At 60.5% G+C, this 15,947-nt stretch carries 11 protein-coding genes; 3 read left to right on the top strand and 8 right to left on the bottom strand.

Annotated features, from left to right (window positions below; all coding sequences use genetic code 11):
• Positions 1-56 precede the first annotated feature (56 nt).
• Positions 57-1,664 (top strand): ABC-F family ATP-binding cassette domain-containing protein, encoded by a 1,608-nt coding sequence (locus tag QRN60_RS23380; RefSeq protein WP_111793335.1) that lies wholly within the window; start codon positions 57-59, stop codon positions 1,662-1,664.
• Here QRN60_RS23380 and QRN60_RS23375 read toward each other — a convergent pair.
• Genes QRN60_RS23375 through QRN60_RS23360 form a run of 4 tightly spaced genes read right to left on the bottom strand, consistent with a single transcriptional unit; the run spans position 1,658 to position 6,253 of the window.
• The gene (locus QRN60_RS23375; RefSeq protein ID WP_020810984.1) at positions 1,658-2,608 is read right to left on the bottom strand and encodes a Csu type fimbrial protein; all 951 of its coding nucleotides are present in this window, start codon (positions 2,606-2,608) and stop codon (positions 1,658-1,660) included. The two genes, QRN60_RS23380 and QRN60_RS23375, sit on opposite strands and share 7 nt — an antisense overlap.
• Entirely contained in the window at positions 2,605-5,043 is a 2,439-nt protein-coding gene (locus QRN60_RS23370; RefSeq protein WP_111791842.1) for a fimbria/pilus outer membrane usher protein, read from the bottom strand. Before QRN60_RS23370 ends, QRN60_RS23375 begins: the two co-directional genes overlap by 4 nt.
• Entirely contained in the window at positions 5,015-5,734 is a 720-nt protein-coding gene (locus QRN60_RS23365; RefSeq protein WP_060727215.1) for a fimbrial biogenesis chaperone, read from the bottom strand. Before QRN60_RS23365 ends, QRN60_RS23370 begins: the two co-directional genes overlap by 29 nt.
• A gap of 21 nt (positions 5,735-5,755) precedes the next feature.
• A complete protein-coding gene (locus QRN60_RS23360; RefSeq protein WP_113100915.1) occupies positions 5,756-6,253 on the bottom strand; it encodes a Csu type fimbrial protein in 498 nt (165 codons plus the stop codon).
• A 363-nt stretch (positions 6,254-6,616) separates the two neighbouring features.
• On the opposite strand from QRN60_RS23360, the gene QRN60_RS23355 reads away from it, so the two are divergent.
• On the top strand, positions 6,617-9,406 hold the full coding sequence (locus QRN60_RS23355; RefSeq protein WP_060727213.1) for a bifunctional aconitate hydratase 2/2-methylisocitrate dehydratase: 2,790 nt from the start codon (positions 6,617-6,619) through the stop codon (positions 9,404-9,406).
• Positions 9,407-9,740: 334 nt separating this feature from the next.
• A complete protein-coding gene (gene catB / locus QRN60_RS23350) occupies positions 9,741-10,376 on the top strand; it encodes a type B chloramphenicol O-acetyltransferase (protein ID WP_060727212.1) in 636 nt (211 codons plus the stop codon).
• A 46-nt stretch (positions 10,377-10,422) separates the two neighbouring features.
• Here catB and QRN60_RS23345 read toward each other — a convergent pair whose 3' ends face one another.
• The 4 genes from QRN60_RS23345 to QRN60_RS23330 form a co-directional block, all read right to left on the bottom strand.
• On the bottom strand, positions 10,423-12,225 hold the full coding sequence (locus tag QRN60_RS23345) for an NAD(P)/FAD-dependent oxidoreductase (protein WP_111784972.1): 1,803 nt from the start codon (positions 12,223-12,225) through the stop codon (positions 10,423-10,425).
• A gap of 113 nt (positions 12,226-12,338) precedes the next feature.
• A complete protein-coding gene (locus tag QRN60_RS23340) occupies positions 12,339-13,412 on the bottom strand; it encodes a 2,3-butanediol dehydrogenase (RefSeq protein ID WP_112278135.1) in 1,074 nt (357 codons plus the stop codon).
• A 158-nt stretch (positions 13,413-13,570) separates the two neighbouring features.
• Positions 13,571-15,454: a sigma-54-dependent Fis family transcriptional regulator gene (locus QRN60_RS23335; RefSeq protein WP_112278136.1), complete on the bottom strand. Its 1,884-nt coding sequence runs from the start codon at positions 15,452-15,454 to the stop codon at positions 13,571-13,573.
• Between the two features lie 153 nt (positions 15,455-15,607).
• Positions 15,608-15,919: a tetratricopeptide repeat protein gene (locus QRN60_RS23330; RefSeq protein ID WP_223568689.1), complete on the bottom strand. Its 312-nt coding sequence runs from the start codon at positions 15,917-15,919 to the stop codon at positions 15,608-15,610.
• Between the last annotated feature and the right edge of the window lie 28 nt (positions 15,920-15,947).

The following is a 15,947-nucleotide window of genomic DNA, read 5'->3' as shown; positions in this document are numbered from 1 at the left end:
GGATTTCCACCCGATCACAAAGCCGCAATGCCTTGTCATCAGGGGAACCCATATCCATGCCGCATTCCATCACTCTCTCGGACCTTTCGTGGTCAACACCTGACGGTCATCCGCTCTTTTCCAACATCAATCTTCGCTTCGGAGCGGAACGCACCGGCCTTGTCGGGCGCAACGGCGTCGGCAAGACTACGCTTCTGAAACTGATTGCGGGGGAACTGTCGCCATCCGCGGGCACGGTTTCCGCCTCGGGCAGCGTCAATCTTCTGCGCCAGAGCGTGCAGGTGGCGCCGGAAGAGACCGTCGCCGACCTTTTTGACGCGCGCGATGCACTTGAGGTCCTTGCCCGTGCGCAGGCGGGAACGGCCACTCTCGCAGAGCTTGAAGATATCGACTGGATGCTGGAGGACAAAATTGCCGGGGCGCTGGCGCAGGTCGGGCTGGATGCCTTGCCCTCCACACCGCTTTCGGCGCTGTCCGGCGGGCAGCGCACGCGGGCCGCACTTGCGGCGCAGATCCACGCCGCTCCCGACTTCCTGATCCTCGACGAACCGACGAATAATCTCGATCGGGACGGGCGCATTTTCGTCGCCGATTTTCTGGCGGTCTGGCATGGCGGAGCGATCGTCGTCAGTCATGATCGGGAACTTCTCGAAACCCTCGATGCAATCGTCGAAATGACCACGCTCGGAGCAACCCGTTACGGCGGCAACTGGAGCCACTACCGCGCACAGAAAGCGCTGGAGCTGGCCGCCGCCGAACAGGACTTTGCGCATGCGGAAAAACGTCTGTCCGAGGTCAGACGCCGGTCGCAGGAGGCGCTGGAGCGCAAGGCTCGCCGTGACAGCAGGGGCGCTGCAAAAGCGGCGAGGGGAGACATGCCCCGTATCCTTGTCGGCGCGATGAAAAGGCGCGCCGAAAAGACGAGCGGTGACAATACCAATCTGGCCAGCCGCCTGACAGCCGAGGCGACGGAAGATTTGAAGACGGCGCGGGAGCGGATCGAAATCCTGCAGGGCGTCAGCGTCACATTGCCGCCCAGCGGGCTGCACGCGACAAAGACCGTTCTCAGCCTGCAGAAGCTGACCGCCGGTTATCGGGTCGATCACCCCGTGCTTCGGAATCTGTCCTTCGAAATCACCGGGCCGCAACGTGTTGCCGCGACCGGTCCGAACGGATCGGGAAAAACGACGCTGCTTTCAGTGATCACGGGGGACCTGCCGCCATTTGAAGGGGTGGTACATGTCGGGGTGAAGTCCGTGTTTCTCGACCAGCAGGTCAGCCTGCTCGATGCGAACCTGTCCATCCGCGACAACTTCCTTAGACTCAACCCGCAGGCCGGGGAAAATGCCTGCCGCTCCGCGCTTGCGCGCTTCATGTTTCGTGCCGATGCCGCCTTGCAGATCGTTGCAACACTCTCGGGCGGGCAGATGCTCAGGGCAGGTCTCGCCTGTGTTCTGGGAGGCCCGCAGCCTCCGCAATTGCTGATCCTTGATGAGCCGACGAACCATCTCGATATCGATTCCATCGCCGCCGTGGAGGCTGGCCTTCGGGCCTATGACGGCGCCTTGCTGGTCGTCAGCCATGATGAGGCGTTTCTCGCCGGCATCGGCATCGATCGGCGGCTGGAACTTGGAAAGTCAGAGGTTCGTTCGGCCCCTCAGTAGTTCACCGTTACGACCACCGTGTCGGAGTAGTTTCCCGGTGCCGGCGTGTTCTGCGCCGGTACGCGTCCGTAGACGGTCAATGTCTGCAGGCTGCCTGTGCCGGTGCCAGTGGCTATCTCCCCCGCTGCACTTCCCCAGACATTCGTGCGGTTCGCGTCGCGGTAGAGACCATAGGTTATCGATGCGCCCGCCTGCACCATCTGGCGCGCGGCCGGAGGGCTGTTGCTCAGGCCGCCATTGAGCGTCACACTGTAGTTCAGATTGGTGGTGCAGGTCAGATTGATCGCTCCGGTCGCATTGACTGCCGTGTTCAACACGCCGTGACTGCCGAAATCGATATTCTGGGCCGAGATGATGCAGGTGGGCGCCACTGCGGCCGACACGTTGAACGGCACCTGCGTGGGGTTCTGGGTCACGGAAGAGCAGCTCGGTGCGAGCAGGGTAAATGTCGTATAGGTGAAGCTCGTTTCCGCGCCGGCGAAGCTGGAAAGATAAAGGCCGCGCGCTGCCGAGGCCTGACCGGCGTTGATCCGGCCATAGACCGTGCGGCTCGTGGTGTTGATCAGGAGCGGCAGCGCCATATCGATTGGCGGAGGCGAGCCGAGTGCGGGCTGTGTGACCGATCCCCAGGAGGTCGTCCGCGCCGCGTTTTGGTAAAGCTGGTAATTGAGAATGTTGCTGCCCTGAAGCATCCGGCGGATGCCGCCCGACTGCCCGCCGCTTCCGGCATTGATGTTGGGGCAGATGCGGATGGAAAGCGCCAGCGACAAGGGGTTGGAGCAGGTGACTGACAATGTCGCCGTCGTGTCCACGGCGCTGCCGCCTGCGAGATTGACGAAGCCGAAATTCATATCCGACATGTTGAAGGTGCAGCTTTGGGCCAGAACCGGTGAAGCGGAGAGGAAAGCGGCGATGGCAAGGGCGGCACGGGTCAGGACCTTCATTGGATGCTCCTGCATAGGGTTTCGAGAGTTGCGCGCGTCTCGCCGGCAGAGGGGACGGTGATCTGCGCCTCGCACTCGCCTTTCGTCGGCTGCAAGATGCGGAGGCGATGCGTGTCGCTGATATTGTCGAGATAGGCCTGCCCGTCATAACCGACGACGAAATCGCGCTTGTCGTCGATTTTGCCTGTTGATCCGGTTTCGATGAATTGGCCGCTTTCGTCTTTCAGCGTCACCAGCGCCACCTGACCCTCGGTTTCCACCTTGAAATTGACCACCGCTCCCGCCCGCTCCGCTGGCGTCACGGTCTGTTTCGTGCGGTCGATGCGGGCGTCGACCGGGAGATTGCTGGGGTCGAGCGTGATGTTGTTGACGTCATAGGAGCGCAGGTTCGGAAGCAATATCTTGCCGCGGCGGTTGGTCTGGCCGATAGGGCGGTTTTCCAGCAGGATATCGACGCCGGGCGCGCCCGCATCCACCACCGCGAAAGCGTCATCGATCCGGTTGCCGACAAAGACATCGCCGCCGGCGAGCGCTATCGATCCTTCGATCTGCGCATAGGCCTGTGTCGTGCGGTTGAATTGATCGACGCCCGCCGAAACGCGGGCCGCGCTGCCGCGGTAACTGCCGGAAACGGATGCGATGTCATTGCCGCCGGTCGAGCCGCGCAGACGCCAGCCATAACTTCCCTCGGCCTGCTCTTCGGATTTTCCGATCTCTGCCGTCAGCGAATATCCATCCGCATCTGACGACATGCCGGCCGAGCCGGAGACGCCGCCGCCGAACGACCAGGACAGGCCCGCGAAGACGCCGTAGGATTGGCTGTCCTCAAGGTCCCTATAGGCGGTGATGAAGATATTGCCGTTCTCGCCGAACGGCCGCGTGGCGGAAAGGCCGAGCAACCGGGATTTCCTCTCATCGAAGGTTTCCACCTGCGTATAGGAAAAGTTCAGGCTCGTTTCATCGAAAGCAAGCTGTGTGGAAACGGAAATCTGATCCACGGCTCGCGGCGGCCGCGCGCTCAGCAGGCCGGATATCGTCCTGAGTGTCGAGCTGTCGGCGGAGACCGACGCCATGTCGTGATAATCGCCGAATGCCCGTTGCGACCGGGCGTGAAATTTGAGCCCGAGCAATTCGGCTTCGACGCTTGCGGAGAGCTGGTAGCCGCTTTCCTCGCCAAAGCGGCTGGATGCGCCGGAAACCGCCGCCAGCCCATAGGCTCCAAGCGTGAAGACGCCGCCAAGGCCGATATTATAGAAATCCTCGCCGCCTTCCGCATGGCCCTCCAGCGTCAGGCCATCAGACAGGCCGTAACGAACCGTCGCTGATCCGAGCAATTTTTCGTCGTAATCGAAAGAAGAGGTTCCGTAATTGCGCCGGGCAAAACCGAGTTCCGCCGAGAAATCGACGAGACCCTTCGCCAGCAGGTCCGGTGACGTATAAAAGGGCGTTTCGGATACGGTTTCGCGGCCCAGCGCATCCCGCACCACCAGCCGCGCATTGCCCGCGCCGCTTATGACGGGAAGATTTGTGATGGAGAAGGGGCCTTCGGGAACATCCTGCGACAGGCGGCGGATATTGTTGACATAGACATCGACGGTGGAGGGCACGGCCGCTGAACCGGCAAATTCCGGCATCGGCATGGTAACGATATCCGGCCGCAGGTCGAAATTACGGCGGATCTGCAGGCCGCCGAGCCGCGTCGGGCGTGTCCAGCTCAGCCCTCCGGTGATGAGATCGCCGGCCCGGTAGCTCGTCAGCGTTTCCTCGTCTGAATAGCTCCAGGTGGTATCGAGGCGCTGGGTGTCGAACTCCGACAGGCGGGATGTACTCAGAACCTGAGACGAGGACAGCACGCCGAGCGGACCGAAGACCCTGCTTTCCAGGAGGGCCGATACGCCGTTGAAATCGGCGATGTCAGACCATTTGTTGCCGCCGGAGGAGCCATAGATCGTGTAATTCACCACACCTCCAAAATCGCTCGCGGCCTTTTCCTGCGTTTCGTCATCCTCTTCCGTCGCATTCTTGCCAGAGGCGTCGATCACCCTGTTTGCCCGCGCAGCCATTGGCAGGGTGAAATGCATGGACTGGGTGCCTTCATCGTAACGCGCCACCACGTCTGGAAGCCGGGAAATGTCGATCCAGCCATCATCGCCGACTGCGCTTTCAACCGGAGAGATCCCGATATTGTTCAGCTGCTCCGGCTCGATGAGAAACGATCCGGCGTCGTTTTGACGAAATGTGGCGATCAGTTCTGTCGAAACATCGTTGATGTAGACTTCGAGCTGAAACTGTCCCGCTTCTTTTGCGGCAAAAGAGGCTGGTTGCGCCGCAGGGGGTATGTCCTGCGCCATGGAGAAACTGCCCGATGAAATGACCGTCAGAGCGGCAATCGTCAAAACGGCAAGGTCAGCCGCCCGAGACGCGCGCCGTCGCATTGACGGGGCCGCCTTCGCTGTCTGCCGAAATCTTCAGCGTGCCGCCGCCCTTTTTGCCGCCCGTTGCCGGAACCACAAAGCTTGCGGCGGATTTGCCAAGCACATATCCCACCAGCCCCTGCTGCCGGGCAATCGCCTGCCCGTTGCCGCCGGAAAGCATCAGGTTGGCGATCCTTATCCGCCTCTCGCCCGTATTGGACACCGAGACCCTGTAGTCATTGCCCTGTGGCGTTATCTTCCAGGCCGGTTCCGCATCGCCTGTGGAGGCGGGTGAGAAGAAAACGGGGATGGAATGGCGCACCACAAGGTTGACCGTGCCGGATTGTGGTCTTCCCGCCGGCGGCAACTCATCGACGATGACGCGGTAACTCTCTTCGGCCCGCAGGGGCGCCTTGGAAAGCCGGACGATGCGGATAAGGTTTTCCGCGCCTCCCTTCAACTGCGTCATCGGCGGACTGGCGACGACGTCCTGCGCCGCCGTATAGACGTCCTGCCCGTTCTGCTGGGTCCAGCGGAATATACGCACCTGAACGTTGATCGGAGTTTTTGCATCGTTCCAGATGCGAAGGCTGGAGGCCGCCGTGGGCGCTTTAAGATCCAGAAGAACGGGTGCGACCCGTAGCGAGGCAGCCTGTGAAGGTGAAACACTCAAACCGGCAAAAAACGCAGCCGCTAAGGTAAAAAGACGCATGCGCGATCCTCCCTATGGCGATCAGTAATTGAGCGTGGCCGTCACCGTATCGGTATAGACGCCGACCGCGGGTGTCGTCTGGGCAGGTACGCGCCCATAGACAGTGAAGGTCTGCGGTGCCCCGGTTCCCGTTCCCGTTTGCCGGTCCGTCCCCACGGTGTTCCCCCACACCGTGCTATGTGCCGCAGTCGTATAAAGCGAGTAGGAAATGGTCGCGCCGGCGGGCGACGTCATCAGCCGGTTGGCGACCGTCGCCCCCGAGCCGGCGCCGGCGCTGAGGCCCAGGCTGAAGGGTGTGCTGGCCGTGCATTGCACGATAACATCACTGGTCGCATCGATATCGCTGCCGATTACGCCATTGGTGCCGAAATTGAGATTGCCGGCCGAGTTGATCTGGCATGCCGCCTGAATGGTGATCTGCACCGTGAAATTCGTCGAGGCGACCTGCGCAAGGCTTGATACCGGTGTGAAAACCAGTGCCGCCAGCGATAACAAATAGCTTGATATAGAAAACCGCATGCTGCCTCCCCAAGCTTCGCGCTGCCGATTTCGCCATACGCGATCTCGAATTACTCCGATAACGAGTAATTAGAATAAGCTAATATTCGCGCCGATTTGGTTAATAAATCCTTAACGGACGAGGCTGGAAAACTTCCGGGTGAAATGAGCTATTGGCTGCAACTTTATGAGGATGACACCAGGCCAGCGCTGAGTGCCTCGAAAGCGGCATTTTATCCGTCCACTCGTTCTTTACCGGAGTGCGGCATCTTGTCAGCGGCCCCCGGTTGGCGTAGTCGAAAACGACAGAAACCCGGGGCTTTCAACGCTACCTGCCGGTGGCGTTGTGTTTGGCTCCACAGACACCATGACGTTGGGATCGCGATGACACTTTATTTGGATTACCTGGCTGAAATCAAAAGCAGAGAACCACAGGGTCTCGCGCCCAAGCCGATTGATGACGGTGGACTGACGGCCGAGATTATCGAGCTGATCAAGGATGCCGGCAGCGAGCATCGCGCCGATGCCCTGAAGTTCTTCATCTACAACACCCTGCCGGGCACGACGAGTGCCGCGGGTGTCAAGGCTGCCTTCCTGAAGCAGATCATTCTCGGCGAAGCGATCGTGCCGGAAATCACGCCTTCCTTCGCGCTGGAACTGCTGTCGCACATGAAGGGCGGCCCGTCGATCCGCGTGTTGCTTGACATCGCGCTCGGCAACGACACTGCGATTGCTGCCGCCGCCGGCGAAGTGCTGAAGACCCAGGTCTTCCTTTACGATGCCGACATGTTCCGCCTGCGCGATGCCTACAAGGCGGGCAACGCCATCGCCAGGGAAGTGCTGGAAAGCTACGCCAAGGCCGAATTCTTCACCAAGCTTCCCGACGTTGAAGACGAGATCAAGGTCGTCACCTTCATCGCCGCCGAAGGCGATATTTCGACCGACCTTCTTTCCCCCGGCAACCAGGCGCATTCGCGCTCGGACCGCCAGCTGCACGGCCAGTGTATGATCTCGCCGGAAGCGCAGGCTGAAATCGTCGCGCTGCAGAGGCAGCACCCCGACAAGCGCGTCATGATGATTGCCGAAAAGGGCACGATGGGCGTCGGCTCGTCGCGCATGTCCGGCGTCAACAACGTGGCGCTGTGGACCGGCAAGCAGGCCAGCCCCTATGTGCCCTTCGTCAACTACGCCCCCATCGTCGCCGGCACCAACGGCATTTCGCCGATTTTCGCCACCACTGTCGACGTGACTGGCGGTATCGGCATCAACCTCAAGAACTGGGTGAAGAAGCTCGGCGAAGACGGCAAGCCGATCCTCAACAATGACGGTAATCCGATCCTCGAGCAGAAATACTCGGTCGAAACCGGCACAGTTCTCAAGATCGACGCCAAGAACCGCAAGCTGCGGGATGAAAACGGCACCGAGCTTGTCGATCTCGCATCTTCCTTCACCCCCCAGAAGATGGAGTTCATGAAGGCCGGCAGCTCCTACGCCATCGTCTTCGGCAAGAAGCTCCAGACATTCGCCGCTGAAACGCTCGGCGTCGATGCGACACCTGTGTTCGCGCCCAACAAGGAAATCTCCATCGAAGGACAGGGCCTGACCGCCGTCGAGAAGATTTTCAACCGCAATGCCGTCGGCGTCACGCCCGGGAAGGTGCTGCATGCCGGCTCCGACGTTCGCGTCAAGGTCAATATCGTCGGCTCGCAGGATACCACTGGTCTGATGACCGCCCAGGAACTGGAAGCGATGGCGGCCACCGTCATTTCGCCGCTGGTGGATGGCGCCTATCAGTCGGGTTGCCACACGGCCTCCGTCTGGGACAAGAAGGCGCAGGCGAACACCCCGAAGCTCATGTCCTTCATGCACAATTTCGGCGTCATCACAGGGCGTGACCCGAAAGGCGTCTATCACTCCATGACGGACGTGATCCACAAGGTGCTGAACGACATCACCATTGATGACCGGGCAATCATCATCGGCGGCGACAGCCACACCCGCATGTCCAAGGGCGTTGCCTTTGGTGCGGACTCTGGCACCGTTGCACTGGCGCTGGCGACTGGCGAGGCGACCATGCCGATCCCGCAGTCGGTCAAGGTTACCTTCAAGGGGACGATGCAGCCTTATATGGACTTCCGTGATGTGGTGCACGCTACGCAGGCACAGATGCTTCAGCAGCACGGCGACAACGTCTTCCAAGGCCGTATTATCGAAGTCCACATCGGCACGCTGCTCGCCGACCAGGCCTTCACCTTCACTGACTGGACAGCCGAAATGAAGGCCAAGGCGTCGATCTGCATTTCCGAAGATGAGACGCTGATCGAATCTCTGGAGATCGCCAAGTCGCGCATCCAGATCATGATCGACAAGGGCATGGACAATGCCGCCCAGACGCTGAAAGGCCTGATTGACAAGGCAGATCAACGCATTGCGGAAATCCGTTCAGGTGAAACGCCAGCCCTGAAGCCGGACGCCAATGCGAAATATTTCGCTGAAGTTGTTGTCGACCTCGATGTCATCAACGAACCGATGATCGCCGACCCTGACGTTAACAACAACGACGTTTCGAGACGCTACACACACGACACGATCCGCCCGGTATCCTATTACGGCGCGACCAAGAAGGTCGATCTCGGCTTCGTCGGCTCCTGCATGGTGCATAAGGGCGACGTGAAGATCGTCGCGCAGATGCTGCGGAACATCGAAAAGGCTGAAGGCAAGGTCGAGTTCAAGGCGCCGCTCGTCGTCGCCGCGCCGACCTACAACATCATCGATGAGCTGAAGGCGGAAGGGGATTGGGAAATCCTCCAGAAATATTCCGGCTTCGAGTTCGATGACGCCAATCCGAAGACGTCCAACCGCACCGAATACGAAAACATCCTGTATCTCGAGCGTCCGGGCTGCAACCTTTGCATGGGCAACCAGGAAAAGGCGGCAAAGGGCGACACGGTTCTGGCAACGTCCACTCGTCTCTTCCAGGGACGTGTCGTTGAAGACAGCGCCGAAAAGAAGGGTGAATCGCTTCTTGCCTCCACACCGGTCGTGGTGCTCTCGGCCATCCTCGGCCGCACACCGAGCATCGAGGAATATCGCTCCGCTGTAGACGGGATCGACCTGACAAAGTTCGCCCCGCCGAAGGTAACGCCGATCGATTCCCAGTCGGTCCATTACTAAGACCGAAGTCGTCGCGGGCGCGGGCCAAGGACGCCCGCGCCGGCGATGCGTTGAATATGCCGAATTAACGAGGACAGCGGGGAGAAGTCCCCGCTGTTGCGTTATGTGCCGGCGGAATTCCGATGTCAGCCATTGCAGGCTTCATACATGTCTTGGCTTGGCCTTCGCCGGTTTTTGCGGTAACCAGACTGCATGATAAAAGCCTCGAGTATCACCTGCATCTAGCTCCCGCCGTTGCGTGAGGAGCATCGAGCGAAAAGCCGACAGGCTTGGCGCTCGGCGTCGGCTTGCCTTGAGGCAAGCGAGTGCGAACATATGCAGTGAGATTACTCCAATGGAAAACTACTTCGAAAGCCCGTTCCGGGGCATCACGCTTGACAAGCAGGTCAAGAACCCGAACCTCGTGGTCGGGAAATACAGCTATTATTCCGGTTATTATCACGGCCACAGCTTTGAGGACTGCGCCCGTTATCTGTTGTCGGATGAAGGCGCGGACAGGCTGGTGATCGGAAGCTTCTGTTCGATCGGTTCGGGCGCCGCCTTCATCATGGCGGGCAATCAGGGCCATCGCAACGAGTGGGTCAGCACCTTCCCGTTTTTCTTCATGCCCGAGGTGCCGGAGTTCGAAAATGCAGGGAATGGTTATCTGCCGGCGGGCGACACCGTCATCGGCAACGATGTCTGGATAGGCTCGGAAGCCATCATCATGCCCGGCATCACGGTTGGTGATGGCGCCGTGATCGGAACGCGGGCGCTGGTGACGAAGAATGTCGAGCCCTATGCCATTGTCGGCGGCAATCCCGCAAAGACGATCCGCAAGCGGTTTGATGATGGCAGCATCGCCCTCTTGCTCGAGATGAAATGGTGGGAGTGGCCGGCGGAGCAACTGAAGGCGGCAATGCCGCTCATGACCAGCGGCAATGTCGCGGAGCTTTACCGGTTCTGGCAATCCGATAGGTCCCAGTCGTAAAAACGCCCGGCCCGCCTCATCGAGACGGGCCGGAACTCCCTCAGGGTCAGGACAGATGATGTGGCTTCTGAAGGCCGTAAACGGGTGTTTTCAGGCCCACCTGTCTCGCCTTGAGCTGCAGCGAGAGATATTGCGAATAGTGCCGCGATTGATGCAGGTTGCCGCCGTGGAACCACAGCGCCTGCTGTTGTGTCGGCTTCCACATGTTGCGCTGTTCGCCTTCCCATGGGCCGGGATCCTTGGTGGTGTCGGAACCGAGGCCCCAGCATTTGCCCACCTTGTCCGCCACCTCACGTGAAATGAGATCGGCCGCCCATCCATTCATCGAACCATAGCCGGTCGCATAGACCACCAGATCGGCGGGCAGTTTCGTGCCATCCTTCAGCACCACGGCATTCTCCGTCAGGTGCGAGACGTCGACACCGGATTTGAGCTTGATCGAGCCGTCGATCACGAGGTCGCAGGCCCCGACATCGATGTAATAACCCGATCCGCGCCGCAGATATTTCATGAAGAGGCCGGACTCGTCGTCACCGAAATCGAGCATGAAACCGGCTTTCTCCAGTGCCGCATAAAAATCGGCGTCCTGTTCGCGAATGCGGTCGTAAACCGGCACCTGAAACTCGTGCATGATCCTGTAGGGCACGGAGGCGAAAATGAGATCGGCCTTGCGCGTGGTCATGCCGTTTGCCACCGCCCGCTCGGAATAGAGGTCGCCGAGACCGATATCCATCAGCGAGTCGGATTTGACGATATGGGTGGAGGACCGCTGCAGCATGGTAACGTCGGCACCGGCCTCCCAGAGCGCTGCGCAGATATCATGCGCCGAGTTGTTGGAGCCGATCACCACGACCTTTCTGCCGGCATAGGCGTCCGGACCCGGATGCTGCGAGGAATGCTGTTGCTCGCCCTTGAAGACATCCTGTCCAGGGAATTTCGGGATATTCGCCTTGCCCGACATGCCGGTCGCCAGCACCAGCTGTTTCGGCCGCAGTACGACCTCCTTGCCGGCGCGGTCGACAATCACGGTCCATTCGCCCGTCACCTCGTCATATTGTGCCGACTTGCAGGTGGTGGAGCCCCAATAATTCAGCTCCATGACCTTGGTGTACATTTCCAACCAGTCACCCACCTTGTCTTTCGGCGTGAAGACGGGCCAGTTTTCCGGGAAGGGAATGTAGGGCAGGTGATCGTACCAGACGGGGTCATGCAGGCAGAGCGACTTGTAGCGCTTGCGCCAGCTGTCGCCGGGCCGCTCATTCTTTTCGATGATGATCGCCGGCACACCAAGTTGGCGAAGACGCGCGCCAAGTGCAATGCCGCCCTGTCCGCCACCGATGATGACGACATAGGGCTGCTCCGAATAGCCGAGTTCGGCGGCTTCGGCCTCGCGTTTTTCCTTCCAGGTCCGGCGGTTGCGGTCGTGGCCGTGCTCTGCGCCCATCGGTCGGCGGATACCCTTCGGTTCCTCATGGCCCTTCAATTCGCTCATGGTGGTGAGCAGGGTCCAGATCAGCCCGTCCTTCAGGCGGATGTGGCCGTAACCGCGGGCGACACCGGTCTCGAACTCGAACCAGCCTTCGGTGACGCCATCGCCTTCCGAGGCTTGCTCCTTCACATCCTGCACCAAGCCCGAGGGTTTGATGGCGGAAAGCTGGCTCGTCAGCATGTCGCGGATCTGCTCACGGCCTTCCAGCGTCTTCAGGTTCCAGGTGAAGGTCACGAGGTCGCGCCAGTAACAATCGGCCTGAAACAGGTTGACGGCGGCGTCTATATCTCCATTTTCCAGGGCATTGCCGAGCTTGGAAAGAACCGTGTCGATTTTGGTGGCGGGACTGACATCAAGCATATTCATTTCCTCCATGGTGCTTGGTCTGGTGGTGGAGCGGCGAAGTCGCCGCCCCGAAAGCCAACGGCTCCCGCATACCGGGCTCCTCTTCCCGGCATGCGGAGGCGGAAAGCCTATTTCGAAAGATCGATCAGGATCTTCAGATGAGTGCCGGCGGGATCGAGCAGGGCATCGAAGCCCTCAGACACGGCCGTATCGAGCGTGATCCGCTTGGTAACGATCTTCGTCGCCGGCAGCAGGCCGGAGACGATGAGTCGGATGACCCGCGGCCAATAATGGGTCGGATAGGCCCATGAGCCCTTGATCTCCAGATCGCGGAATGTCACCTGGAACCAGTCGATCGGGTTTTCATGCGGATGCAAGCCGGTCTGTACGACGACGCCCTGTTTGCGCACCGCATCGACGCAGGCCTTGAGCGCATGTTCATTGCCTACGCATTCAATGGCGACATCGCAGCCGACCTTGCCTTCCGTTGCCGCGCGCACGACATCACCGACATTGTCGCGCTTCGGGTTGATAGTGATGACGTCGGGGACGATGCTGCGGGCAAGCTCAAGGCGGGCATCATTGAGATCGGACACGAAGAGCTGGACCGCGCCGGCCGCACGCGCGGCCAGAAGCGTGAGCATGCCGATCGGGCCGGCGCCCGTGACCAGAACGCTGTTGCCGGCGGTGACGCCGCCGCGGTCGCAGGCATAGACAGCAACCGCTGAGGGTTCCACGAGTGCGGCCTCTTCATCTGTCATCTCGTCGGGAATCTTCTGAACGTTATATTCGTTGACGAGTGCTGCCTGCGCCATGCCGCCGCCTTCCCAGCTGAGACCGACCAGCGCCAGCTGCGTGCTGAGATGAAAGAGGCCACGGTCGGCGAAATAGTCACCGGATCGCGGCATGATGAGCGGCTGGATCGAGACGCGATCACCGACGCCGACCGAGGTGACGCCTTCGCCTATGGCCTCCACGACACCGCCGAATTCGTGACCGAGAATTTGCGGGCCATGTGCGCCGGTAAAGGGGTGCGGTTCGGTGGGGATGAAGATCGGACCGTAACTATATTCATGCAGATCGGTGCCGCAGATACCGACGAACCGGTTGCGGACGAGAACCTGCCCCGGCCCCGGCCGTTTCGGCTCGGGAATGTCTTCGATCCGCAGGTCCCTGGCTGCGTGAAATCTGAGCGCGCGCATGTTTTCTCCTCGATGGCTCCTGATGCCGGAGAAGGTGCAATGCCCGTGCCAGCACGGTTTGCCGTGCTGGAAGCCTGAAATTGCGGGGTTTTACCAGAATGCCGGTTTTGTATGACGCCACAGCTGTGGCGCAACAGCCGTGGCATATGCCTTACCTGTTAGTGAGGTTTTCCGATGCCGAGGCGTCGCATTCGCCGGTGCATCGTCGTGCGATCGATGCCGAGCCGGCGTGCGGCCTCCGACACATTGCCGTTGCAGGCCGCCAGAAGCGCGCCGAGATCGGCACCGCGACTGTCGATCATGGGGGCTGACGTTGCGGAGACCAGATGATCGGGAAGGTCTTCAGCCGTAATCACCCCGTCATCGCAAAGGGCGGCGGCAAAGGCTATCGCATTGTCCAGCTCGCGGATATTGCCGGGCCAGGAATGGCCAAAGATCAACATCCGGGCTGCGTTGGAGAGCGTCAGAGGACGACCCGGCAGCCCATGTTTTTCCAGAAGCCTATCGAGGAGCCAGGGGAAGTCGTCGCGCTCGCAAAGCGCCGGCAAGGTCAGCACGGCCGCATTCAGGCGGTAGTAGAGATCTTCGCGGAAATCACCTGTCCGTACCATGTCGCTCAACGGGCGGTGCGATGCGGAAATCACCCTGAAATCCACCTTCTGTGGGGTGGAGCCACCGACGGGCAGAATCTCGCCTTCGGCCAGCACCCGCAAAAGGCGGCTTTGTGCCGCAAACGGCATGTCGCCGATTTCGTCGAGGAAAAGCGTTCCGCCTTGTGCCTCTTCCACCAGTCCCTTGCGTCCTTTCGCCAGCGCACCCGTGAAGGCTCCCGGCAGATAACCGAACAATTCGCTCTCGATCAGCTGTTCGGGAATGGCGGCGCAATTGACGGCGACGAAGCGGCCGGAAACGCCGCTGGCGTCATGAATGATGCGGGCGAGATGTTCCTTGCCAGTTCCGGTCTGGCCCTGCAGTAGGATCGGCAGTTTTGCAGGCGCCAGTTTTTCCACCTTGCGCCTGAGGTTTCGAACCGCCGGTCCATCGCCGCCGATCTCTTCCATGACAGGCTGGGATTTCGGATGGGCAAGCGGCACGGTCGACCGGCGCTGCTGCGGTTCGATCGCGTGCGCATAAAGCACCGTGCCGTCCTTCACGACGATGCGCCTCTCCTGCGGCAGGCTTGACCGGGTGAGGGAGGCGAGTTCATCGAAGCCGGCCTCGAAAAACTCCTCCACGCGCTCTCCGAGGAGGCGTTCCGGCATGCGCCAGTCAAGCCCGCGCGATGCGGCGAGAAGGCGGGCGGCGGCGTGCGTCATGCCCGTTATCCGGCCAGAGCCATCGACGGACAGGGCCGCTTCGGGGTCGACATCCAGAAATTCGGGCGCGCCAGCAAAGCGCAGCACGAGATCATGACGGCTGCTGGCCATCAGATTTGCCAGTTCGATCCTTCGCACGGTCGACGAAACCAGATGTCGCGCCATGTTCTGGCTGGTCTTGAGGATGGGGGAACTCAGCAGCGAAATATCGAGTACGGCGGTGAGTGCGCCCTGGGTATCGTAGATCGGGGCGGCGGTACAGGAAAGCGGCGTATGTGTCACATCAAAATGATCGGTCTGGTGGATCGTCAGCGCTTCGCCGGTGGCAATGCAGGCGCCGACGGCGCAAGTGCCGGCGCGCGGTTCCGACCATTCAGAGCCCAGGTAAAGCCCGGCCTTGCGCAGATTGTTGTTGAATGACGGGTCGCCCAGAAACTCGACCGTCACTCCCTGCTGATCCGACAGAAGCAGAACGTAATTCTGCTCCGCCACCTGCCGGTACAGCCGCTCCAGGCCGGAACGGGCGATGTGGACGAGGTCTTCCGCCCGCTGGCGATGCTCGCGCAGGCATGTTTCGGAAACGATGACGGCTTCGCGGGCCTTGGCCGGATCAAGCTGATAGGTATCGAGACAACGCCGCCAGGATTCAAGCACCACCGCATCGCGGCCGGTATTCCTGCCCTGTCCGACGTGCTCGATTTCCTTGATGTGATCCGAAAAACCCATAAATCACCGGCCCTCGACAGCCGCCTCCCGTGATTTTTCCGGCGATCATAGCCAGTTTTATGAAATCTGGCTAACCTTCCGGCGATTTTTTGCGCATGGGCTCGATTGTGCTGGCAACGACGCGACCGAGTTGCGCCCGTGATTCCCGTCTTATCAACTGACGCCCTTTAAACTGCGTGACCGTAAACGTCGCAGCCGGACCTCCATCTGCCTTTTGGCCTGAATGTCGCCACGCCTGATGGCCACCGACATGCCTTTCACCCACGCCGCAATGGCGCCGTCCTCATCTCCCAACCGTGCGCGGCATTCGCCGAGTTCGGCCCAGACCGCCGAATAGTCTGGGTCCTGCCGGATAGCCTCCTGCAGATGATGCGCGGCATCTTCGAATTGCCCTGCGCCCGCCAGAGTCCTCGCGATTGAAAAGCGCAGGAGCGGACTGTCCCGTCCGTCTTCCAGCATCTTCATGAGTTTTTCTATCATCGTTATCCCGTTG

This window comes from Agrobacterium sp. CFBP2214, from assembly GCF_030209895.1.
Lineage (GTDB): Bacteria > Pseudomonadota > Alphaproteobacteria > Rhizobiales > Rhizobiaceae > Agrobacterium > Agrobacterium radiobacter.
The sequence above is the reverse complement of the archived record's forward strand: the minus strand, read 5'-3'. Positions and strand labels throughout refer to the sequence as shown.